The following is a 21,324-nucleotide window of genomic DNA, read 5'->3' on the forward strand; positions in this document are numbered from 1 at the left end:
AGGCCGCTTGAATTCACTGACGAATTAGGTCCGTCGACGTCAAAATCCAGTGTTGGTACTGCAAAGCTGTTGGTGCTAAAGGTTACAGCTACGGCAACGAGAGCGCTGCAAAGCAATCGATTTATCATGGCTAATTCCTCCTTGTAGCCCGTTTGCCTTATTTGTTGTGGCTAGGGGCTTGCCGCTCCACAACTGCGAAAGGATTGGCTGTTTACGTTGTAGTGCGAGGAGGAAGGAGCAACAGTTGTGCCGAGCCATGTAACCTATTGATCACTCAGCTTTAGCTGTTTTTTTTGAGTATCAAAAACTAACGAGGTGTAATGAATGTCGACAGTCACGCTCAGTTTTCAGACCTGATGTTGAGCTTTTTGAGCAACTGCGCCGAGGGGAAGCCATCGGCAATCATGCCTTCAGACTTCTGGAAAGCCCGAATGGCTTTCCGGGTGTTGGAGCCCAGAATGCCGTCGGCTGTACCGCTGGAATACCCCTTGTTACTCAGTGTTTCCTGAAGCTGGATAACCTGATCCCGAGACAAGGCGGGTTGATCCTCAGGTGGTGGGTTTTTCAGCCCGCCTGCGCCGGCAATGCGGTCGGCAAGATGGCCCACAGCGATCGCGTAAAATTCGGAGCGGTTCCAGCCCATGATCACCCGGAAGTTGTTGTACGCCAGAAAGGCAGGCCCTTGATGCCCCGCCGGAACCACCAGTGCGGCTTCGATGGGTTCGTCGTCAAGGGCATTGCCGTAGACGTCGGTGATGCCCAGCTTTTTCCATTTGCTCAGTGGCAAGCGGCGACCATCAGCCAGGTTGAAGTCAAAGTTGCGTGGAATCAGTACTTCGCGCCCCCAGCGATAATCGCCGTCCCAACCCATGGACTGCAGGAACCGGCCCGCGGACATCATGGCATCCGGCAGACTATTCCATAGATCTCTTCGGCCATCGCCGTCGGCATCAACGGCATGCTTCAGGAATACCGTCGGCATGAATTGCACGTGGCCCATGGCCCCTGCCCAGGAACCTTCCATTTGCTCAAGCGGAATGGCGCCTTCGTCGATGATCTGCAGCGCAGCAACAAACTGTTCGGTAAAAAATGTGGTTCGGCGAGGGTCGCAGGCCAGTGTCGCCAGCGCACTGGGCACCTGCATTTTGCCGAAATAACTGCCGAAGTTGGTTTCAAGGCCCCAAAATGCCAATAGGTAGGGCGCGGGGACTCCGGTCTCATCGGTTACGCGAGCAAGTAGCTCGTGGTGCTCTCTGAGCAGCTCCCGACCTTTGGTTATTCGGGCTTCGTTGACTCTGCGGTTGAAGTAGTCCGCGAAGGTGGTGGTGAACTCGGGCTGACGGCGATCCAGTTCAATAACGCGTTCCAGGTATTGGATTTCTGCCAGTACCGAGGTTGCCGTACTTTTGCTCACGCCTGCCTGAATAACCTTGTTGTGCAGGGTGTCTTTGCACTCGGCGAAGGCACTTTCTGTCATTGTGGGCTCGCCCGCTGACACTGTTTCCGCCTGTGCCGTAAGCGACAGAGCAGAGAAGGTTAGGGCGATTATTGCGCGCCGTAATGTCGTCCGTGTCATGAGCTGAGCCACAGTGAACCTCGTAAGCCTGAAATAATGAAATCGGAACGGCCATGGTAGCGTGTTTTCCAGATAAGAAAACATCGCTGTAATGCTGCGCAGGTGACAATTGTTTAATGGGGTTTGTGGACCATTTCGGGTTTGTTGTCTTTTTGTGTTGGTCCGGTCACGGGCGGCAGCGAATGATCTATAGTTGAAGACATTCAGTAACCCCGGAGTAAAGGCAGTTATGGCGAGTTTGAAGGCACTGGTGGTGGATGACGCCAGTTTTGTGCGGGACCTTATCAAGCGGACCGTGCGTCAGCGTTTTCCTATGATCGAAACAACCGATGCCCAGAATGGCCGCCGGGCGCAATCGCTTATGTCACGCACCACCTTTGATCTGGTGTTATGTGACTGGGAAATGCCTGAAATGTCGGGTTTGGAATTGCTGCAGTGGATGCGCCAGCAGCCGCAGTACCAGAACGTCCCGTTTATTATGATCACAAGCCGAGGCGACAAGGGGCATGTAGTGGAAGCGGTCAAGGAGGGGGTCTCCGAATATCTGGGCAAGCCGTTTAGCCCTGAAGGACTCAGTAAAAAGATCGTTAAAGTGATGGGGAGCCGGTTACAGGCTGCAGGATCTCAAAAGATCTCGGCCTCAAGTAGTCCGGCAGGCGCGTTTTCAGAATCTGCAGATCTGCTCACCCAGAAGCGGCAAGTGTCAGAGACAGCGCAGAGCGACTCGCTGGCGGCCCCGTCGAAACAAAACCCGCTATTGAGTGCATCGCAAGGTGCATCGACAGACCGGAAGCCGGCATCACGTGCGGCGAATGTGGCTGCGGTGAGATTTTCTGAGAGTACGCTTAAATCGGTGGTTAAAGACATCAGTCTGACCGAAGTGCGTGTGATCGCGAAACGAGATCAGGACTTCCCGGGCATTCTTGATCAGGCCGTTGTGGATATCGATATCGGTGAAGGCAATGTGGCTCGCCTGAACGGGTACGTTCACCAGTTGCAGGCGGTCGATAAACGGCAAGACACGGATTTTGTCAGCGTGACCATCCGGTTTGTTGATGAAGACCCTAAAAAAATGGAAGACCTGTCCCGGTTTGTCGCTCGGTTTCGTGCCGGAGCGGGTTAACCCGCGGTGTTCTCAGACGCGCGCTCAACGAGGCGCTCTTTGGGGAAATGACAGATGAACTCGCTACCCTCACCAAGGTTGCTGCGAATCTCCAGATGGCCATCGTGGTTGATCAAGACATGTTTGACGATGGCCAGCCCGAGGCCGGTGCCGCCTGTGCCCTGATGCCTGCTCGGGTCTGCCCGGTAAAAACGCTCCGTTAGCCTGGGAATATGTACGGGGTCTATCCCGATACCGGTGTCTTGAACCGACAGGTGGGCGCCAGCCCGGTTGGTGCTCCAAACCACGGATATGTGCCCGCCGGCAGGGGTGTATTTCACCGCATTGAAGATAAGGTTGGAAAAAGCACTGCGGAGTTGCTTGTGATCGCCTTTGAGCAGCCGGTGGTCAGTGATGCTGATTTCAATCTGGTGCCCCTTGTCACCACTGAGCGCTTTGGCATCGTTGCCAATCTGCCTGAGCATAATTTCTATATCAGTCGGTTCTTGGTCTGAGGTGTGCTCACCGGTTTCTATTTTAGATAGCAGGATCAGATCTGTAATCAAAGCTTCCATTCGGGACGACTGGGTCGCCATGGTTTGAATGGCTCTGCGCCACTTCGAGGGCAGCTCATCGCCGTGATCGACCATCGTTTCAAGATACCCGCTGATCACGGTGAGCGGGGTGCGCATTTCATGCGAGACGTTGCCTATAAAGTCGCGGCGCATTTGCTCAAGCTGGTGCAGGCGGGTGACGTCTTTGGCCACGATCAACCGGTCGTCGTCCCCAAACAGGTTGATCTGAAATTCCAGATGAATGTGCGGCTTGGCGGGAGAATTAAGTGCGAGAGGCTCGGCGTAATCCCGCGTGTCAAAATAGGCTTTGAACGCCGGTGAGCGAACCAGATTCTGAATGTACTGGCCTTTGTCCGTGCTACGTTGGAAGCCTAACAGGTATTCGGCAGCATCGTTCCACCATTCCATCTCACCCTTGGTGTTGGTCATGATCACGCCTTCGCGCATGGAATTGGTGGAGTCTTGTACGCGGTTGATGCGCGAGCGCAGGCTGTCTTGTTTGCTAAGGTGTCCTTGATGCAGCTTGTGCAAGCGATCGAAAATACTTCCCCACATTCCGATGCTTTGGGGTGGCTCGTCGGAAGCGCTGGGGTTACCCAGCCACTGATAGAGGCGGCGCGCCTGCAGCAGGGTCCACCATAAATAGAGTGTCAGCCCTGCAAGTAGGCCGTAAAGGGGATATCCAAAGTACCAGCCAATCAAGGTGGTTCCGCCGATGCCGGCGATAATCAAGCGCAAATATTGGGACCAGTTATATTGCATCAATACCTGCCGGAGTGTGCTGCTTTGAGAGTAAGTGGGGCAGACGCCAGCCTCAGGCCGCTTTGGTTGAAAAACGGTAACCGGCACCGCGTACAGTTTGTACCAGGTGGTCGTAGTCAGAGCCGAGTGCTTTGCGTAACCGCCGGATGTGTACATCGACCGTGCGCTCTTCCACATAGACGTTACCGCCCCAGACCTGATCCAACAGTTGAGTGCGGGTATAAACGCGCTCCTGATGCGTCATAAAAAACTGGAGCAAGCGGTACTCTGTTGGCCCGATGCTGAGAGCGCCGGTTGGCGTAGAAACTCGGTGGCTGACGGGGTCGAGTATAAGGCCATCGACATCAATCGGGCTATCAACGCCGGCGGGGGTTGCTCTGCGTAACACCGCCTTGAGGCGAGCAACTAGTTCTCTTGGGCTGAATGGCTTGGTGATGTAATCGTCAGCGCCGACCTCCAGCCCCTGAATCTTATTATCTTCCTCGACTTTAGCCGTCAGCATGATGATGGGGATATCCGCAGTGGCCTCTTCCTTCTTCAGGCGTCGGGCAAGTTCCACCCCGCTGGTACCGGGCAGCATCCAATCCAATAGAATCAGGTCGGGCTGTTTATCGACAATCAGGGTGTGCGCTTCAAGGGCATCGGCAGCCTCTAGGCAATTGTAGTCGGCCATTTCCAGCGCGACGGCAATCATTTCGCGGATCGACGCTTCGTCGTCAACAATTAGCACGGTTTTTCCAGTCATGAGCTTCAACCTGTATCAAGCAGGGGAGTCCATTTGTCGCTCCCAGTATTATTACCGACCCATTACAGCGTGCTTTCGTTACAAGTTTATGACAGGCGCATGTGGTTACAGGGCCAAATCCAGAATCAAGCCGACAAACACTGCGAGTCCAGCCCAATTATTGTTCAAGAATGCTTTGAAGCAACCGTCCCGGGCGCGATCTTTCGCCAGATACTGTTGGTAAACAAACAAACTGGCCATCGCCGTCAGGCCTAAATAATAGAGGCTGCCCAGCTCAGCTTGGTGGCCAACCAGAATCAGAATCAAAATGACCAGCGCTTGAAGGATCCCAAGAATCGCTCGGTCGGCGTCACCAAACAGGACGGCCGTTGATTTAATGCCAACCTTGAGATCGTCATCGCGATCAACCATAGCGTAAAAGGTATCGTAGGCAACGGTCCAAAGCACGTTTGCGGTGAATAGCAGCCACGTGAGTTGGCTGAGTTCATTGGCTTCCGCAGCCCAAGCCATGGGAATCGCCCAGCTGAAAGCGGCCCCGAGAAAGAGCTGGGGCAGATGAGTGTAGCGTTTCATGAACGGGTAAATGAACGCCAGAATTGCGCCGCCAAATGACAGGTACAGGGTTAGTGAGTTGGTAAACAGCACCACCATAAGGAACGAAATCAGGCAAAGACCGCCGAACAGGGCGATGGCTTCCCAAGCTTGGATGCGGCCGGTGGTCAGGGGGCGGTCTTGGGTACGTTCAACGTGCCGATCCCACTCTCGATCAGCAAAGTCGTTAATTGCACAGCCGGCGGCTCGCATCATGAACACACCGAGGGTAAAAATAATGATGTTGGCAATGGACGGACTGCCATTACCTGCCAACCACAGCGCCCAATAGGTCGGCCACAATAACAGCAGTGTGCCAATGGGACGGTCGATACGAAGCAGCTTGGCGTAGTCGGTCAGGCGTGCTTGAACGTGCTCAGGCAGAGCGTTCTGCAACATGGTGATGATCATCCGTTCGTCGAGCGTAGGGGTGGAGGCCTGATTATAGCCACCAGTGTGGTGTTGATTAAAGCGGGTGTTCCGGGTGATACAGTGCGGGTAAAAGGAACTCACAGACCATGAGGGCGGTTTGGCCGCAATGGAAGAGCGAGCGACGGGCCAGTTGAGGCTGGCTGGCGAGCTCCGGTTGGCATAACCCGGTTTCTAACGGGCCTCGCACCCAATCCGGACTACTGAACAGGTATGCGCCCAAGGGTTTATTGCCGAGGTTCAAAAGGCGCCGGCCACGGCCTTCGAGACAACTGAGCGGAATGATTGTCCGTGCCAGGACCCAGGGGTGACCATCGCCGCACAGTTGGACTTCCCGGATCCAGGCCATTTGACGATGCGGAATGGATAAGCGCCGCGCTTCCTCGTCAGACGGTTCGGCAAACCCTTCCCTGATGACATCTACCTGAAAGCTTGAGCGGCATTTTTGCTGCAACGCTTTGGTAAAGGAGCCCTCAACCAGCAACCAGTGGCGAGCCGGTCCATGAACCTCAGGGTTATGGAGTCCGGCTGCCGCCAGTGAACGGTACCAATGGGTAGGGGGGATCGTTAGCCCGGGAGCAGTATCAAAGTCCTTTGACAGCATAAATACCGGGGGCGTTACGCCAGTACCCTTTGTAGTCCATGCCGTAGCCAAACAGGAAGCGGTCTTCGACCGAAAGGCCGGTAAAGTCTGCTTTCAGATCAGGTTTTGCCTTGCGGTTATGGTCTTTGTCGACCAGAACGGCGGTTAGAACTTCACTGGCGCCGTGTGCTTTGCAGTAATCGGCGATCGCACACAGGGTGGTGCCTTCATCCAGAATGTCGTCAACAATCAGTACGGTGCGGTCTTTCATGTCTGCTTCGGGCTGAAGCTTCCACTCCAGAATGCCCCCGGTAGTTTCCTGCCGGTAACGAGTGGCGTGCAGATACTCGGCTTGAACGGGGAAGTTAAGCCTTGGCAGTAATTGGCCAGTCAGGATAAGGCCACCATTCATGACACAAAACAACAGCGGGTTGCTGTCTTTCAGGCGATCAGTAATCTCTTTCGCCATGTTGTCTATCGCTGCACTAACTTCTTGGTTGTTCACCAAACAGTCGGCTTCAGCCATGACTTGGTTCATTTCGGCGACGGTATCGGTCATAACGGTCGGTCCTGTCTCAAAACGGCAGATTATACCGAACCGAGACGCCTGAAGGGAGACCGGAGAGCATGATCGCTATGTGTAATTACAGCTATTGGCCGATAAAGTGACGGAGCCTGTCGTATCTGGCATTGGTCGGTGCGAGTGTGGCGGTTATGATGGCTGATGTTTAAGGCTGAGACGATATTAAGTAGGTTGCTCTATTGAAATTGTGAGCGATTGATGTATTGTCTGACAAGTTTTTGCCGAGTTATTTTGATTGAGGAGCGACTATGAAGAAGTGGCAGTGTGTGGTTTGTGGGCTGATATACGATGAAGCGGAAGGCTGGCCGGAAGATGGAATCGAGCCCGGAACGCTTTGGGAAGATGTGCCAGACGATTGGGAATGCCCGGACTGCGGCGTGGGTAAAGAAGACTTCGAGATGATCGAAATCAGCTGATAGACGGAGCAGAATCATGTCACACCAAGCGCCCATCGTCATCGTCGGAACCGGATTAGCCGGATATTCGTTGGTGAAAGAGCTGCGCAAGCTCGATAAAGAAACGCCAGTCATTATGGTCACCGCCGATGACGGGGTGAGTTACTCCAAACCGATGCTGTCGACCGGGTTCACCAAAGGCAAAGATGCTGATGGTCTGGCTCAGGCTGAAACGGCAGCCATGGCTGAACAGCTGAACGTAACCGTGCGCACGTTCAGCACCGTGACGGGTATTGATACCGCGAGTCACGAGCTGGTCCTGGGTGACGAGCGTTTGGGGTATGGCAAACTGGTGCTGGCTTGGGGCGCTGATGTTATTCGTCTGGGCTTGGAGGGGGATGCTCAGGAGCATATCCACTCCATCAACGACCTTGTCGATTACCGCGCGTTCCGAAAAGCCCTGCACGGTGGCAAGCGTGTAGCCATTATGGGCGCCGGCCTGATTGGGTGCGAATTTGCCAATGACCTCCGCAATGGCGGATACGAGGTTGATGTGATCGCTCCGGATGCCGAAGTGATGCCCAGCTTGTTGCCCGCGGCGGCGGCCAGAGCGGTTAAGCACGAATTGACCGAATTGGGAGCACGTTTTCATTTGGGAACGGTGGTTGAGCGTGTGGATCGCCACGAGCAAGGCGTTCGCTTAACGCTGGGCAATGGTGATCAATTGGACGCAGATTTGGTTGTCTCGGCCGTAGGTCTGCGGCCTCGAGTCGAATTAGCGAAAGCAGCAGGCTTGGAGATTGGGCGCGGTATCACGGTCAATCGTGCGCTTGAAACCTCCGCGCCGGACGTGTTCGCGCTTGGTGACTGCGCGGAGGTGGACGGCCAGGTATTGTTGTACGTTCTACCATTGATGGCGAGTGCGCGGGCATTGGCAAAAACCTTGTTGGGCCAGCGTACGGAAGTGCGCTACGGCACCATGCCTATCATGATCAAAACACCCTGCTGCCCAACGGCCGTGTGCCCGCCACCTAAAGGCGCGGAAGGTGAATGGCTGGTGGAGCAAGAAGGTTCCGATGTGAAGGCTGTGTTCAAGGCCTCCTCGGGGGACATTTTGGGCTTTGCCGTGACAGGCCGCTTTGCCGTTGAAAAACAGGCGTTGGCGAAGCAGGTCCCGCCGATCCATCAGGATTAAGGGAGTGGCTACCAAGGCGCTACGGCATGGTGGGAAAGTTTCTTTTCCCGATTAGCATTGCGTAAAGCCTGCGCCTGAGGTAGAAAACTATTCGTAAGCTAAGGAGCTACGAAAAGCTCTCGAATGACGTGACAGGAGCGGGCATGCTGGAAGTAACCAAGAAGCTGGTGGAATTGCTGGATTTATCGCCGATCGGGGACGATCATTTCCAAGGCGATAGTGAAGACTTGGGGTTCCCTCATGTCTTTGGCGGACAGGTGCTGGGGCAAGCACTGATGGCTGCGAGTCGCACCGTTGAAGATCGACTGTGCCATTCCCTACACGCCTATTTCCTTCGCCCCGGCAACCACAGTATGCCAATCGACTACGAAGTGCAGCGGGTCCGGGATGGCGGCTCTTTTGCTGTGCGCCGGGTTATTGCTCGGCAGGACGGCAAAGAGATACTAACCGGCTCCATGTCATTTCAAACCGCTGAAGAAGGACTGAGCCATCAGTTTGAGATGCCCGACGCGCCAGCGCCGGAGACCCTGCGCTCCGAGCAGGAGTGGGGCAAAATGATTGCCGATCAGGTGCCGGAAAAGCTACGGGACGTACTGACTCGCGATCGCCCCATTGAAATTCGCCCGGTCAACCCGGGTGACCCGTTCAACCCTCAGAAACGGCCACCATACCGGCAAAACTGGTTCCGTGCGGCTGGGAGTCTGCCGGACGACCCGGTATTGCACCGTTGCTTGCTGACCTATGCCTCGGATTTCAGTTTTCTGGGCACCTCACTGGATCCTCATGGCCGTACGTTCATGAGCAAGAATATGCAGGTGGCCAGCCTGGATCATTCGATCTGGTTTCATCGGGATTTCCGTATGGATGAGTGGCTGTTATACGACAAAGACAGCCCGAGCTCATCGGGTGGGCGTGGGTTTAACCGGGGTAACTTCTATACGCGGGAAGGTGTTCTGGTGGCATCGACCACTCAGGAAGCATTGATACGTGAGCGGCAAGGCTGATCGGCCAGCCATTCAAGTGTTTCATCAAATGGCAACGGCCGGTTCAGGAAATAGCCCTGAATCTGGTCGCAGCCCATCTCTGACAGCAAGTCGAGGGTGGCCTCATCCTCGACCCCCTCAGCCACAACGGTATAACCCAAGCTGTGGCACATGTTGATGGTGGTCTGAACGATCACCCGGTCTTCTTTTCGATCTGATAAGTCGGTGATGAGCGAGCGGTCGATCTTGATCTCGCTGGCCGGCAATTGTTTGATGTAAGACAGCGATGAGTACCCGGAACCGAAGTCGTCAATCGACAGTGGGATACCTGCTTGGTTGAGCGAGTTCAGGGCTTTCAAAGAGTTGGCTGGATCCTGCATCATTGAGGTTTCGGTGACTTCGAAAATGATGGAGCCTAGGTGGGCCGGATAGTTTTTCATTTGCTGGTGCACAAACTGCGTAAAATCCGGCTCCCGTAAGTTATTAGGTGAGATGTTCACAGCGATGCTGGTTGCGCAGCCGAGCTCGACTAGCCGCTGTCTCATCCTTAACGCTTCCGATATAACCCACCGTGTCAGCGGTTTGATCAGGCCGCTCTGTTCGGCGACGGCAATAATCTCATCAGCGAATACGCTTTGCTCGCGGCCACGCCAGCGTAGTAGCGCCTCGAAGCCGATAATTTCGCGGGTTTTTAGTGCGAGTTTCGGTTGTAAATACAAGGTAAGCTCATCGTTATCGATGGCATGGCGCAGCTCTGAAACAAGGGTTAGCCGATCGGCGCTGTAGGAGTCTCTTGAAGGCTTGTAGAACGCTAAACCGCGCTCGATGGCACGGCCTGAGCCCTCGGCAATGGCTGCCCGGCGGATCAGAGTGTTGGCGTCATTGCCGTTTTCAGGGTGCACCGCAATGCCTATGCGGGGCTGTAGGGGAACCTCCATGCCGAGGAATTCAACGGGACAACGAATCTCGTCAAGGCTTTGGAGCAATTTCCTTTGGGTCGCTGCCGTTTGATTGGCATCCACGATGCAGGCGAACGTTTGTGGGTCAAAGTGCGCCAGATAGTAGGCGGATTGGTTGTTCGTTTCGAGCAGCTGGGAGCCATGTATGTCGCGAGCGACCGCATTGTAGTGTTTGGCTGCTCTCATCAGGATCGCGTCGGTATTGCGGTGCCCCAAGGTCTTGGTCACCGGGTCCAGGTTGTTCAGGTGCAGAAGCACAACCCCGTAGCGTTTGGCAGGATTTTGATGAATGAGCTCATTGAGCAGCATCTCGAAGCTGCTTCGGTTTGGTAGCCCGGTCAGTGGGTAGTGCAGAGCTTGTTCCATCAACTTCAATTCCGCCGATCGCCGTGCTTCCAGCGCCTTGATTTCAGCATCTCTGGCACTGAGCTTGTCTTGTCGCTCATGGTAGAGCCGAGAGGCCAGTGCAAGGTTTAGTAGCAGGGCTTCCAGTACGGAACCGATTTGCATGCCATAGGCGGTAATGAAATTGTTGGGGATGAAACCCATTTTGTTTGCGCCGGTGATCGCGCTGCCAAGCGTCAGAGCTCCCCACGCCAGCGTGTAGTACGACGCTTGTGGATTACCTTTGTACCATTGGACAGGCCCAAGAAGCGTCAGGAACAGGCAGCTGGGTATCGCGAACGCCACGCCCAATCGGATTGCAGTGCTGTAGTCGGCAAATAGACTGAAACCGGCCAGTCCGAGATTTAGCCCGATGACCAGCATGAGTATCCGGTTCAAGAGCGGGCTGGATTGTTTCAATCGCAGAAAGACGGCAGAGAACATGGATGAGAACGCCACCGCAAGTGGCACAACGAGCACCATGGCAATGCTCTGGATATCTGGATTGCGGGGCCAGAGTAGTTGGTAGGTACTGCCGTTCAGGCTGGCAATAAGAATCAAGTAGCCCAATGTTGATAGAACATAGAATAGGTAGACCGATTCGCGCAGAGCCAGAAATACGAATAAATTGAAGCAGATGACCGTCAGCAGAGCGCCGTAATATCCCGCGTGCAGCTGTGTTTCGACGGAAGCATGTTCGAAGTATTGCTGGCGGTCCCACAGTTTCAGGGGAATTTGCATGGCGCCTTCGGTCTGCGCTCGTATCAGGATTTGGTAGTGACCGTCAGGTTGCAGGTGCAGTGGAAACAAAAACAGAGGGTGTTGCACGGGTCTTTCGGAGAAGAGTCGCTGGTCGCCCGCGCTTGCCTGCTGGATTAGCTTGCCGTCTTCAAAGACGTAAAGATCTAAATAGTCGAGGGCTGGATAGCTGATCTCGACCAGCTGGTCGCTAACGGGTTTAGAAATCGTGAACCGCAGCCAAATTTGATCCTGAATGTAGCCAAAATTGGCCGTTTTTTCTGGCAGCCGCTGCCAGCGACCTGTTTCAAGAATTTCTGAGGCTGTAACCTCGGCTTCCGGTGCCAGGCGCACGTAGTCCATGTCCGGAATATAAGGCGAATTAGCTGCGAATGCTGAAGACCAGGTCGCCAGCATTAACAATAGCATTGCCAAACATTGTGCCGAGTTCAGTTGTTTCACGCGTTGGCGCTCTTATCATTCTTGTAGTTTTGCATCGAGTATGAACGCTAGAAGGTGGCGGCTCAAGGTGGAAAGTGTAGTGATTTGATGCCGGTCGAATACCCGATCAGATTTCTTGTACCCACTGCTTGGCCCATTCCAAGGCTTCGGTTTCCGGCTCAAGCGTTTCCAAGGCATCGATTTTAAGAGTATCACCCACTTTGCGAGCGCTGGTTTCGTATAGCGCTTCTTCCATCAGATCGCCAGCACCGCAATAGGTATCGCCATAGGAGCTGTCGCCGAGCACGATAATGCCGAACGGCCGGCCGGGCTGCTGAGGTAGTTGGTCTTTGAGTTCGATATAAAAGGGTAGTAAGTTCGGCGGCAGCTCGCCCTGACCAGTGGTCGATGTGCACACCAGAAGAGCGTCGTCATTGGTGGTGATGTCTGAAAGGCTGGGGGTTTCCAGTACAGACACTTGGTGCCCTTCGGGCTCCAATGTTTCCTTAATCGTCTTGGCTGTTTGTAATGCACCGCCGTAGACGCTGCCAGTTAGGATGCGGATTGCTGCCATGATCCTGCCTTCGCTTGAGAGAGTATGGGGCTTGATGTGTGGCGAGATCATAGCGGCCGTGATGGCCGTACTCAAGTCGAAGAGGCTGGCGTTTTATCTTGGCTGCGAACGCGAGGCGATATTCGGTTCCTGCCGCTCTCCTTGGCCATATAAAGCTGTACGTCGGCTTGTTTCAGTAGCTCATTGATTGAGGCCGCGCCTGAGATCGAGCAAACGCCAGCGCTGAGGGTGACCGGGACCGAGGCTCCGTTGTGGATGAATGCAGTACTTGCAATCTCGGCTCTGAGGCGCTCCGCCAAGGCCAGGGCCTGCAGAAGAGTGGTGTCGGGCAATAGCAGCATAAATTCTTCGCCACCCCAGCGGGCAGCAACATCGGTTTGGCGTGTGACTCCGAGAGTCACCTCGGCGAAACGTTGAAGCACTTTGTCACCCGTGTCGTGGCCGTAGGTGTCGTTGACGCGTTTGAAGAGGTCCAGATCGATCAAAACTATGGAGAAAAGGTGGCCTGCGCGTTGAAAACGTGAAAATTCGACATTCAATCGATTCAATATTTCCCGCCGGTTAGCCAATCCGGTTAATTCGTCTGTACGAGCTGCATGTTCGTGGGCTTGAGCAAAGCTCACCAGTTTGTTTCGCGCCGATTGGCGTGCGGCCTCTAGCACAAAACAGAAAATCGATTCGAAGGTCAATGTGGCAAAGAACCTAATTTTGAAGTCGTTGTTGTACTCCGCTGTGATGCCCGGCAGATCAGGAAACTGGAAAACGACCATGGCTGCCAGATAGCAACATAGCAGAACGGCGGTGCCTGTTTTTAGGCTGGTAAGGAAAAACAGCATAGGCGGCAACGCATAAAACCAGAGAGGGCCAGTACTGCTTTCTCCCCCCGTGGCAATAAGGTAGGAGAGCAAAAACACGGCGAATGTGAGAAGGCCGGCCTTCTGGGCGTCTCGATTTCCGCTGCGAGCGAACCAGAGCATGTTGATGATAACCGGCAGGTTAAACAGCCAGAGAATTACCCCGTGAGTATGGTTGCCGGAGTGCCAGGCTTTTGCGCCAATGCCGAACAGAAACAGACAAGCCATAACCGACACAACAGTCAGCAAGCGAGAAACCTGCTGCTCTTCGTGCTCGGTGGAGAGCGCTTGGCTGAGAGTTATGTTGTCGCGCATTTATGTTGTTCTTTTTGACACATTTTTATCGAGTATGCGCCAAAAGCATTCAAGATTGGAGCTCAACTTGACTACAATGTGAAGGGTGACCGGAATCGCACTTTTGTTTCAATTTTTGCCCAAAAATTTTATAGTGCGCGCCCGATGATCTGTCAAACCCATAATGGTTAAAGAGAGCATAGCGCTTATGGCACGTTCCAGCGGTTATCTGGATACTCTTCTCAGCAGTCCAACCACAGAGCGTTACAGGGTTGGTTTAAGTCTACTTTTTTTACTTGGTATCTGGCTGGTTGTCGGATCGTTCAGTCATGACTTGCCCAATGGCATGCTGCTGATGGCTGCTGCAGTGATTGGTGGTTACATGGCCATCAACATTGGCGCCAACGATGTGGCCAACAATGTGGGCCCCGCTGTGGGGTCGGGTGCACTGTCCTTGGGGGCAGCGGTTATTCTGGCCGCCATTTTTGAAGCGGCCGGTGCACTCATTGCCGGTGGTGATGTGGTTTCCACGATCAAGGGCGGCATCATAGATCCCACCTCTCTTGAAGACCCACGCGCTTTTGTGTGGTTAATGACAGCGGCCCTGTTGGCCGGTGCCCTGTGGTTGAACTTGGCGACCTGGATGGGTGCTCCGGTGTCCACCACCCACTCGATTGTAGGCGGAGTGCTGGGTGCGGGTATCGCGGCTGGTGGTTGGCAGATTGCTGACTGGGCTGTGATGGGCAAGATTGCTGCCAGCTGGGTTATTTCTCCGGTGCTGGGCGGCTTGCTGGCGGCATTGTTCTTGTTTGCCATCAACAAAACGGTTCTATATCGCCAGAATCTGGTGTCGTCGGCCCGCACTTTTGTGCCATGGCTGGTGTCAATTATGGCGTGGGCCTTCACCACCTATTTGATGGTCAAAGGCGTTAAGAAAATCGTAAAGGTCGACATCGTTGATGCATCGTTGATCGGTTTGGCCGTGGCTGCAGCCGTGTTCTTTGCGATGCGGGCTCTGGTGAGTCGCCGTGCGGCCACCATGGAAAACAGTACCGACGGTGTGAATACATTGTTTACTTGGCCGTTGATCTGCGCCGCCGCTCTGCTCAGCTTTGCCCACGGCGCCAACGACGTCGCTAACGCGATTGGGCCTCTGGCTGCCATTAACGATGCCATTCAAGCCGGTGGCGGGGTAGTCACCTCAGCGAGCATTCCTCTTTGGGTTATGTTGGTGGGTGCTTTGGGGCTTGCTGTTGGCTTGATGCTGTTTGGCCCGCGTCTGATCAAAACCGTGGGCAGCGAGATTACCGAGTTGGACAAGACCCGGGCGTTCTGTATTGCCTTGTCTGCCGCGCTGACCGTGATTCTGGCTTCCCAGTTGGGGCTTCCGGTCAGCTCGACCCACATCGCTATTGGTGGCGTGTTCGGCGTTGGCTTCCTTCGGGAGTACCTGAAATCAAACTATGCGACCCAGCTTCACAAGATCATCGAGGCTCACGACCCGGCTGAACAGGAACGCTTGAAACCCTTCCTGGACGACTTCCGCAATGCAACGCTCGAAGAGATGGAGAGCTTGCTGAAGCGCGCGAAGAAGAAAAAGCAGCAAGTGCCGCTGTCCAAGGCCGAGCGCAAGCGTCTGAAAAAGATCTATAGAGAGGAAATGGTGAAGCGTTCCCATCTGACCCGCATTGCGGCAGCATGGATTATTACTGTACCGGCCTCGGCGCTGATGGCTGCGTTCTTGTTCTTTGCGCTGCGGGGAATCATGGTCTGATGGTTGGCGGGGCTGGTTAGTGCCCCGCGCTTTGTCCATACTATAGGCAGCACGTTTGTGGGGCATCTGTGCTCCACAGCTATCTAATTTCGGGAGTAAGGAATGAGTTCATCTGTTGAAAGTCATCAGGCCAAGATGATTGGAGAGCTACGAGTCTTCATCAAGAAAGTTCTGAGTGACCCGACCATTGCGGTCAAGTCTGTGGACATTGCCCGGAAATACAAAAGCCAAACGGATTCTGATGAGTTGATCGCTCGCGAGATCAGCGCGAACACCACGATCCGTATTCCGGAAACCTGGAGCGATGCCGATAAGATGTTCCTGGAGATCCTGCACGAAGTGCTGGACGATGAGGACGCGCTCTACTAATTCCCGGTTATTCCGGAAAAGGCTGTCAGGCGCCCTGTCTGGCAGCTTACCGCTTTACCTGACTTCGGTCTGAGCCTGCTTTAGAACGGCGTTCGCCATTTGGTTCAGAATGTCGATTTCGTCGGCAATACCCTCTGCTTTCGACAATTCCTTTTGTTCCTTGAGAATGTCTTCCAAAATCTCTGGCGTGGTCAGCGGGTTGGCGAGCACCACCCGGAATACGATGCAGGGGAAATGGTAGTAACGAGACGGTTCCAGCCGAGTACGGGACACAAACGCTTTGCCGTGTTCACGCTGGGTCTTCTGGATGAACTTGGTTATGCGGTTCAGGCAGCTGTTCATCTTTTCGGCTTGCAGTTCGTTGGCGACAGCCAGCGCTTCCTGCACGATGTCTGGGCAGTACCGGTAGGTCAGGATGTTCAGCTCAGGCTCGGTGACCAGTTCGAAATCCGCCTCTTTGGTGATCATGTCCGCGAACAGCTTGGCTTTTTCGATGCCTTGATCGATCAGGATTTCGTAACCTTCACGAGCTAGGATTTTCAGGCCGGAATGAATCAGCATGGACATGCCCGGGCGTGAGCCTTCGAGTGTGGTGCTGCCCAAATCTCGCGAGCCTTTCCGGATAATGTATTGAGCGTGGTGCTCGACCGCACTGGCGAGGCTCGGGTCTTTGAACACCACCAGGCCAACGCCCATCGGTACGTAGAGCTGTTTGTGAGCGTCGAAGGTAACCGAGTCGGCCTTTTCGATGCCGCGCAGCAAACCGCGGTAGGTGCGGGAAAACAGGGTTGGTCCACCCCAGGCCGCGTCTACGTGGAAGTGAGCGCCAAACTCTCGGGCGATATCGGACATGGCATCGAGGGGGTCGACGTTGCCGGTTTCGGTGGTACCGGCGACGCCGCAGATGGCCATGACTTTGATTTTCTGTTTTTGAAGCTCCAGGCACTTGTCCCGAAGGGCGTCGGTCTGGATGCAGTTGTTATCGTCGGTTTCTACGGGAACCAGCGCGTCTCGACCCAAGCCCAGTACGTCAGCGGCTTTGCGTAGGGAGTAGTGTCCGCGTTTGGAAACAACGATGGCGGCACCTTCGTACCCGTAATATTTCAGAGCACGGAACAGGCCTTCTTCGTGCAAGCCGCGGAAGCTGCCTTCAGCAGGGAAGGCGCGGTTACGGGCAACCCAGAGTGCGGTCAGGTTGGCTACGGTACCACCGGAGCACATGGCGCCCAGAGCGTGTCGGGGGCTGTGCATCCACTTCCGGTAGAAAGAGCCGTCTTGCTCGTACACCAGTCGGTGAATCATGCCCAGTACCTGGCGCTCCATGGGGGTGAATGCCTTGGAGGTTTCGGTTTTGACCAGGTTCTGGTTCAGGGCAATCATGATTTTGGACAAGGGCAGCATGAAGTAGGGCAGTGCCGAGGTCATGTGTCCAATGAAGGCCGGGGATGCGGTGTGTACGGAGTTCGCAACCAGTTTGTCGAGCAGGAATTGAGCTTGCTCGGAGACAAAAACGGGTTTTTCCGGGATGGCGGAGTCGGCGAAGTTCTTTTCTACGTCAGACAGGTCCCGCTCGACGGCGACAATGTGTTCTTGAAGGAAGCCGGCGAGGTTGCGGGAGATATTTTGGTCGATGCGGCTCAGCGTGGATTCCGGTGCTTCTGGCACCGTAAATACGCGATACATGGCCTCTACTGAGGCTTGGGCGGATTTTTTATTTCCGGTCATAGAGCCACACACTTTCAGTGATTGTCCGAGGGTTGGTTCCGGAAACCCTGCGGATGAGGGGCCAGGCGTGGCCTGGCGCATGTACAGCTGACCTGTCTGATAGTAGGTCATATGTCCCTGAGGGGCCGTAGTATAAGGCTTGATCTGCGTTGACGCTATGCCTTGATTGTTTGTGTTTTGTTGTGTTGGTTTGACGTCAGAGTATTTCCCGGTGGATGTCGAGTATGGCGGCGTCGATTCGGTCCTGGATGTCTTTTTCGACTTGGTCGAGGCGCTGGGTGATTTGTGGGGCTGTGCCGCCTAGTGCAGCGATGGTCCAGGTGGCGCAGTCCAGGACGTCGTGGTCGGCGGTTTCGCTGACGGCCAAGTCGGGTTCTTTGCCCCAGATGGCTTTCATGGCGGTGAAGGCTTTGCGTTTGGCTTTTAGGTCTTCGCAGGCGTAGAGCTGGAAGTGCAGGGTGAGTAGGCCTACGTGGGGAGTGATGGTGTGTTGCTGTTGTTTTGGGGTTTTGCCTTCTTTGAGTAGCTTTCTTAGGGATTCCGACATGCTTGTTCCGTTATGCGGTGCAGGAACCGCCGGGGAAGAGCTTTCCAAAAACCGCTCCTGCGGCACATCCATGTGACGCTTCTGCTTCGCCATCCATGGCTGCGCACATTTTTGGAAAGCTCTTCCCCGCCGGTTCTCAGATTTTGTTCGGGGAGTCCTCAAGCAACCAGAATCGCGGCAGGGTTCTTGTTGCCTGTTAAGGTCTCCTGAAATATACCTCTAGCCTACTATAGGTGTTGCCCGTTTGATAATGGCTGCGGCGTTGGTGCCGGAGGGGAGGTTGCCATAGTTCAGGCCGCCGTTGTTTTGCAGGCGGGAGGTGCAGAAGGCATCGGCTACGTGGTGGTTGCCGAAGCGCAATAGAACGGAAGCCTGCATGGCAAGTGCCAAACGGTCTACGAGGTTTCTGGCGCGGTATTGGAAGTCGCTGATGTCGGAGAAGTCGGCTTGCAATTGGGCCAGGAACTGATCGAAGCGGCGGTCGGTGCCTTTGGCTTCGGCGGCTTCTTTGAAGAAGGCGTCGAGGGTTTCGGGTTCTTTTTGGATGGCGCGTAGGGCGTCCAGGCATTGGACGTTGCCGCTGCCTTCCCAGATGGCGTTGACTGGGGATTCTCGGAAGAGTCTCGGCATGATGCAGTCTTCCATCACGCCGCTGCCGCCAATGCATTCCATGGCTTCGTAGGCGTGGTTGGGGGTGCGTTTGCAGATCCAGTATTTGCCGACGGGGGTGGCTAGTCGGGCCAGCAGGCGTTCGTGCTCGCTGTCTTGGTTGTCTAAGGCCCGGGCGACTCGCATGGTGTAGGCGAGAGCGGCTTCGTTTTCGATGGCCAGGTCGGCGAGGACGTTTTGCATCAAGGGTTGGTCGCTCAGGCGGGCACCGAAGGCACTGCGGTTGTGGCAGTGGTGGGTGGCTTGGGCAACGGCCTGGCGCATGCCGGCGGAGCTGCCGATCATGCAGTCAAAGCGGGTCATGGCGACCATTTCGATGATGGTGGGGACGCCGCGGCCTTCTTCGCCGATCATCCAGGCCAAAGCGCCACGGAGCTCGACTTCGCTGGAGGCATTGGCGACGTTGCCCATTTTGTTTTTCAGTTGTTGAATCTGCCACGGGTTTTTGGTGCCGTCCGGGCGCCACCGGGGCATCAGGAAACAGGACAGGCCGTTGGTGGTTTGTGCCAGTACTAGAAAGGCGTCGCACATGGGGGCGGAGACGAACCATTTGTGGCCTACCAGTTCGTAGGCTTGGCCTGAGCCTTCGGTACCAATGGCGTATGCTCGGGTGGTGTTGGCGCGTACGTCGCTGCCGCCTTGTTTTTCGGTCATCGCCATGCCGATGGTGACGGCGGTTTTCTCGCTGTCTGGCCGGTTGCGGCCGTCGTAGGCGTTGGTGAGGATTTTTTGTTCCCAAAGCTTCGCCAGTTCCGGTTGTTTGCGGATGGACGGGATAGCGGCGAAGGTCATGGTGATGGGGCAGCAGTGGGCGGCTTCTACCTGGGAGTGCATGTAGTATTTGGCGGCCCGTGCTACGTGGGCGCCTTGACCAGGATTGGCCCAGGGCGAGCTGTGCAAGCCGTTTTCCAGCGCCGCGGTCATCAGTTCGTGGTAAGCCGGATGAAAAGTGACTTCGTCGGTTCTGTGTCCGTAGCGGTCGTGGGTGCGGAAGCTGGGCTTGTTGTGGTTGGCCTGGTGGCCCAGCTCTATCGTTTCGGCTTTTCCGGCCCAAGCGCCAAAGGTGTTCAGGCTGTCGTTGGCGTGGGCGGCGCCTTCTCGCAATACGGCTTCACGTAGAGCGGTGTCTTGCTCGAACAGGTTGTAGTTCGCCAGCACGTTTGGCTGGTTGAGAACCTCGTGTGTCGCGGCCAGATAGCGATCGGTGCGGGGCGAGCCAGCGTTGCGATCGCGGGAGGTGTCTAGCGGCTTGTTCATAGTTAGCTCCTGGTGCCGGTCAACCCCCTCACGCAGTAGCGAACGATGGTGTTGATCAGCGCTTCTTGATCGGTTTTTGTTGTTGGTAATGACGCTGTCTGTGCGGGTGACAGCGGTCCGACAAGCGATTCGGATATAGCGCCTACTAAACAGGTGCTGGTGATCCGGGCATCCTGATCGGGTATGCAACCTTCTGCTATGCCTTCCTGAATGGTTTGTTCAAACAGGTTGGCGTAGGCCTTTCTGTAAAGCAGTCGTTCTTCTTCAACTTTCGGATCGACTGGTTCAGCAATCAATGCCCAAGCTCTTACCGGGCCTTTCAGTGCGCGTCTGGCGAACTGCCGCAAGGCGTTATTCAACCGTTGAACAGCATCGCCTTCTACGGCCAGCGCTTCGGCTACCTTGTCGACTTCACGCTGTGTGGCCAGCCGAAAAATTTCGGCAAACAAGTCTTCACGGGATTCGAAATGGCGGTAGATGGTGCCGGTTGCTACGCCCGCCAAACTCGCAATTGTCGTGATTCGAGCACTGCGAAAGCCGTTCTCTGCTACGCATCGAGACGTGCATTCAAGGATGTTCTGACGCGTTTCGGCTTTCCGCTGACGCATTTTGTCCGTTTCACGATAGGCCATACTGCCTTCCCAAGTAGTGAATCACTGTTCATTCTTTGTGTCAATTTATGACAGCTTAGAAAGCTCTTAATTATGGGCTATAAAATCAATAAGTTAATAGTAATTACAAAATGTTACAAAAAATACTGGGCGTGTAAATAGCGCCGTTGAAAAAACCGGATTATAAAGACGCCAAGACGGGGCCTTAGTGGGATTTTCGTCGAGGTAAGGTGTGCCTGCCAAAGCGCCTTCATGGCACTGAAAGCGGGGTTTTCGTTGATGGAGAGAAGAGCATGAGTGAATTCGACGAAGGCAATTTGGATCAGTCCGGTAGCTGGGCCGGAGAGAGCGACGATAATCATTCCATCGCTAGCCGTGCTCGGGTCAGAGCGCAATTGCAAGCGGATATGGAAGCCTTCTTGAAGTGTGGTGGCAAAATTGAAGAGGTCGACACGACCTTGAAGTCGAATACACCCCGTAAAGTGGATGTGGGTTTCAATAACCGCTCGCTTTAAAGGGTTTTCCGTTCGGGCGGTGTTTGGCTAACCGCCCGAATTTGTCTTTTATTGCCGCCAGTCAATGGTGAGCATGACCGCAGGCCTGCAACAG

20 protein-coding genes are annotated in these 21,324 nt (G+C 54.8%); 7 read left to right on the forward strand and 13 right to left on the reverse strand.

Going from position 1 to position 21,324, the window contains the following annotated elements:
• Positions 1-340: 340 nt before the first annotated feature.
• Complete coding sequence (locus ACNQ6O_RS01130) at positions 341-1,576, reverse strand: lytic murein transglycosylase (RefSeq protein WP_418051415.1); 1,236 nt, start codon at positions 1,574-1,576, stop codon at positions 341-343.
• A gap of 229 nt (positions 1,577-1,805) precedes the next feature.
• Here ACNQ6O_RS01130 and ACNQ6O_RS01135 point away from each other — a divergent pair, with 229 nt between their 5' ends.
• On the forward strand, positions 1,806-2,699 hold the full coding sequence (locus tag ACNQ6O_RS01135) for a response regulator (protein ID WP_418051416.1): 894 nt from the start codon (positions 1,806-1,808) through the stop codon (positions 2,697-2,699).
• Here ACNQ6O_RS01135 and phoR read toward each other — a convergent pair.
• From phoR to ACNQ6O_RS01160, 5 genes are all read right to left on the reverse strand, one after another.
• Positions 2,696-4,015, reverse strand: a complete 1,320-nt coding sequence (gene phoR, locus ACNQ6O_RS01140) for a phosphate regulon sensor histidine kinase PhoR (protein ID WP_418051417.1) — start codon at positions 4,013-4,015, stop codon at positions 2,696-2,698. The two genes, ACNQ6O_RS01135 and phoR, sit on opposite strands and share 4 nt — an antisense overlap.
• Positions 4,016-4,067: 52 nt before the next feature.
• A complete protein-coding gene (gene phoB, locus ACNQ6O_RS01145; RefSeq protein ID WP_418051418.1) occupies positions 4,068-4,760 on the reverse strand; it encodes a phosphate regulon transcriptional regulator PhoB in 693 nt (230 codons plus the stop codon).
• Positions 4,761-4,865: 105 nt separating this feature from the next.
• Positions 4,866-5,762 carry a 4-hydroxybenzoate octaprenyltransferase gene (gene ubiA, locus ACNQ6O_RS01150; RefSeq protein ID WP_418051419.1) on the reverse strand — a complete coding sequence of 299 codons (897 nt, stop codon included), beginning with the start codon at positions 5,760-5,762 and terminating at the stop codon, positions 4,866-4,868.
• A 55-nt stretch (positions 5,763-5,817) separates the two neighbouring features.
• Entirely contained in the window at positions 5,818-6,384 is a 567-nt protein-coding gene (locus ACNQ6O_RS01155) for a chorismate--pyruvate lyase family protein (protein WP_418051420.1), read from the reverse strand.
• Complete coding sequence (locus ACNQ6O_RS01160; RefSeq protein WP_418051421.1) at positions 6,365-6,922, reverse strand: hypoxanthine-guanine phosphoribosyltransferase; 558 nt, start codon at positions 6,920-6,922, stop codon at positions 6,365-6,367. Before ACNQ6O_RS01160 ends, ACNQ6O_RS01155 begins: the two co-directional genes overlap by 20 nt.
• A gap of 272 nt (positions 6,923-7,194) precedes the next feature.
• On the opposite strand from ACNQ6O_RS01160, the gene ACNQ6O_RS01165 reads away from it, so the two are divergent.
• From ACNQ6O_RS01165 to tesB, 3 genes are all read left to right on the forward strand, one after another.
• Positions 7,195-7,362: a rubredoxin gene (locus tag ACNQ6O_RS01165; protein ID WP_114335399.1), complete on the forward strand. Its 168-nt coding sequence runs from the start codon at positions 7,195-7,197 to the stop codon at positions 7,360-7,362.
• 16 nt (positions 7,363-7,378) lie between these two features.
• Positions 7,379-8,536 (forward strand): NAD(P)/FAD-dependent oxidoreductase, encoded by a 1,158-nt coding sequence (locus ACNQ6O_RS01170; RefSeq protein WP_418051422.1) that lies wholly within the window; start codon positions 7,379-7,381, stop codon positions 8,534-8,536.
• Positions 8,537-8,679: 143 nt separating this feature from the next.
• Positions 8,680-9,540 carry an acyl-CoA thioesterase II gene (gene tesB / locus ACNQ6O_RS01175; RefSeq protein ID WP_418051423.1) on the forward strand — a complete coding sequence of 287 codons (861 nt, stop codon included), beginning with the start codon at positions 8,680-8,682 and terminating at the stop codon, positions 9,538-9,540.
• Here tesB and ACNQ6O_RS01180 read toward each other — a convergent pair.
• The 3 genes from ACNQ6O_RS01180 to ACNQ6O_RS01190 form a co-directional block, all read right to left on the reverse strand.
• Positions 9,507-12,062, reverse strand: coding sequence for an EAL domain-containing protein (locus ACNQ6O_RS01180; protein WP_418051424.1), 2,556 nt, complete (start codon positions 12,060-12,062; stop codon positions 9,507-9,509). The two genes, tesB and ACNQ6O_RS01180, sit on opposite strands and share 34 nt — an antisense overlap.
• Before the next feature lie 106 nt (positions 12,063-12,168).
• The gene (locus ACNQ6O_RS01185; protein ID WP_418051425.1) at positions 12,169-12,615 is read right to left on the reverse strand and encodes a flavodoxin; all 447 of its coding nucleotides are present in this window, start codon (positions 12,613-12,615) and stop codon (positions 12,169-12,171) included.
• Between the two features lie 71 nt (positions 12,616-12,686).
• Positions 12,687-13,784, reverse strand: a complete 1,098-nt coding sequence (locus tag ACNQ6O_RS01190) for a GGDEF domain-containing protein (protein WP_418051426.1) — start codon at positions 13,782-13,784, stop codon at positions 12,687-12,689.
• 187 nt (positions 13,785-13,971) lie between these two features.
• On the opposite strand from ACNQ6O_RS01190, the gene ACNQ6O_RS01195 reads away from it, so the two are divergent.
• The gene (locus tag ACNQ6O_RS01195; RefSeq protein ID WP_418051427.1) at positions 13,972-15,537 is read left to right on the forward strand and encodes an inorganic phosphate transporter; all 1,566 of its coding nucleotides are present in this window, start codon (positions 13,972-13,974) and stop codon (positions 15,535-15,537) included.
• Positions 15,538-15,639: 102 nt separating this feature from the next.
• Complete coding sequence (locus tag ACNQ6O_RS01200; protein WP_418051428.1) at positions 15,640-15,906, forward strand: hypothetical protein; 267 nt, start codon at positions 15,640-15,642, stop codon at positions 15,904-15,906.
• Positions 15,907-15,960: 54 nt separating this feature from the next.
• Here the strand turns inward: ACNQ6O_RS01200 and panP are convergent, their stop codons facing one another.
• The 4 genes from panP to ACNQ6O_RS01220 form a co-directional block, all read right to left on the reverse strand.
• Entirely contained in the window at positions 15,961-17,631 is a 1,671-nt protein-coding gene (panP, locus tag ACNQ6O_RS01205; RefSeq protein WP_418052252.1) for a pyridoxal-dependent aspartate 1-decarboxylase PanP, read from the reverse strand.
• 196 nt (positions 17,632-17,827) lie between these two features.
• A complete protein-coding gene (locus ACNQ6O_RS01210) occupies positions 17,828-18,271 on the reverse strand; it encodes a DUF503 domain-containing protein (protein WP_418051429.1) in 444 nt (147 codons plus the stop codon).
• Positions 18,272-18,397: 126 nt separating this feature from the next.
• The gene (locus ACNQ6O_RS01215) at positions 18,398-20,104 is read right to left on the reverse strand and encodes an isovaleryl-CoA dehydrogenase (protein WP_418051430.1); all 1,707 of its coding nucleotides are present in this window, start codon (positions 20,102-20,104) and stop codon (positions 18,398-18,400) included.
• A gap of 2 nt (positions 20,105-20,106) precedes the next feature.
• On the reverse strand, positions 20,107-20,736 hold the full coding sequence (locus ACNQ6O_RS01220) for a TetR/AcrR family transcriptional regulator (protein WP_418051431.1): 630 nt from the start codon (positions 20,734-20,736) through the stop codon (positions 20,107-20,109).
• A 272-nt stretch (positions 20,737-21,008) separates the two neighbouring features.
• Here ACNQ6O_RS01220 and ACNQ6O_RS01225 point away from each other — a divergent pair, with 272 nt between their 5' ends.
• On the forward strand, positions 21,009-21,230 hold the full coding sequence (locus ACNQ6O_RS01225; RefSeq protein ID WP_418051432.1) for a hypothetical protein: 222 nt from the start codon (positions 21,009-21,011) through the stop codon (positions 21,228-21,230).
• Positions 21,231-21,324 lie beyond the last annotated feature (94 nt).

Source organism: Marinobacter sp. SBS5 (assembly GCF_048285575.1).
GTDB lineage: Bacteria > Pseudomonadota > Gammaproteobacteria > Pseudomonadales > Oleiphilaceae > Marinobacter.

Excerpts from the sequence above, each read along its gene's own strand:
- ACNQ6O_RS01130 (WP_418051415.1), bottom strand. The coding sequence starts at position 1,576 with ATGACACGGACGACATTACGGCGCGCAATAATCGCCCTAACCTTCTCT.
- ACNQ6O_RS01135 (WP_418051416.1), top strand. The coding sequence starts at position 1,806 with ATGGCGAGTTTGAAGGCACTGGTGGTGGATGACGCCAGTTTTGTGCGG.
- phoR (WP_418051417.1), bottom strand. The coding sequence starts at position 4,015 with ATGCAATATAACTGGTCCCAATATTTGCGCTTGATTATCGCCGGCATC.
- phoB (WP_418051418.1), bottom strand. The coding sequence starts at position 4,760 with ATGACTGGAAAAACCGTGCTAATTGTTGACGACGAAGCGTCGATCCGC.
- ubiA (WP_418051419.1), bottom strand. The coding sequence starts at position 5,762 with ATGATCATCACCATGTTGCAGAACGCTCTGCCTGAGCACGTTCAAGCA.
- ACNQ6O_RS01155 (WP_418051420.1), bottom strand. The coding sequence starts at position 6,384 with ATGCTGTCAAAGGACTTTGATACTGCTCCCGGGCTAACGATCCCCCCT.
- ACNQ6O_RS01160 (WP_418051421.1), bottom strand. The coding sequence starts at position 6,922 with ATGACCGATACCGTCGCCGAAATGAACCAAGTCATGGCTGAAGCCGAC.
- ACNQ6O_RS01165 (WP_114335399.1), top strand. The coding sequence starts at position 7,195 with ATGAAGAAGTGGCAGTGTGTGGTTTGTGGGCTGATATACGATGAAGCG.
- ACNQ6O_RS01170 (WP_418051422.1), top strand. The coding sequence starts at position 7,379 with ATGTCACACCAAGCGCCCATCGTCATCGTCGGAACCGGATTAGCCGGA.
- tesB (WP_418051423.1), top strand. The coding sequence starts at position 8,680 with ATGCTGGAAGTAACCAAGAAGCTGGTGGAATTGCTGGATTTATCGCCG.
- ACNQ6O_RS01185 (WP_418051425.1), bottom strand. The coding sequence starts at position 12,615 with ATGGCAGCAATCCGCATCCTAACTGGCAGCGTCTACGGCGGTGCATTA.
- ACNQ6O_RS01190 (WP_418051426.1), bottom strand. The coding sequence starts at position 13,784 with ATGCGCGACAACATAACTCTCAGCCAAGCGCTCTCCACCGAGCACGAA.
- ACNQ6O_RS01195 (WP_418051427.1), top strand. The coding sequence starts at position 13,972 with ATGGCACGTTCCAGCGGTTATCTGGATACTCTTCTCAGCAGTCCAACC.
- ACNQ6O_RS01200 (WP_418051428.1), top strand. The coding sequence starts at position 15,640 with ATGAGTTCATCTGTTGAAAGTCATCAGGCCAAGATGATTGGAGAGCTA.
- panP (WP_418052252.1), bottom strand. The coding sequence starts at position 17,631 with ATGACCGGAAATAAAAAATCCGCCCAAGCCTCAGTAGAGGCCATGTAT.
- ACNQ6O_RS01210 (WP_418051429.1), bottom strand. The coding sequence starts at position 18,271 with ATGGCGAAGCAGAAGCGTCACATGGATGTGCCGCAGGAGCGGTTTTTG.
- ACNQ6O_RS01215 (WP_418051430.1), bottom strand. The coding sequence starts at position 20,104 with ATGAACAAGCCGCTAGACACCTCCCGCGATCGCAACGCTGGCTCGCCC.
- ACNQ6O_RS01220 (WP_418051431.1), bottom strand. The coding sequence starts at position 20,736 with ATGGCCTATCGTGAAACGGACAAAATGCGTCAGCGGAAAGCCGAAACG.
- ACNQ6O_RS01225 (WP_418051432.1), top strand. The coding sequence starts at position 21,009 with ATGAGTGAATTCGACGAAGGCAATTTGGATCAGTCCGGTAGCTGGGCC.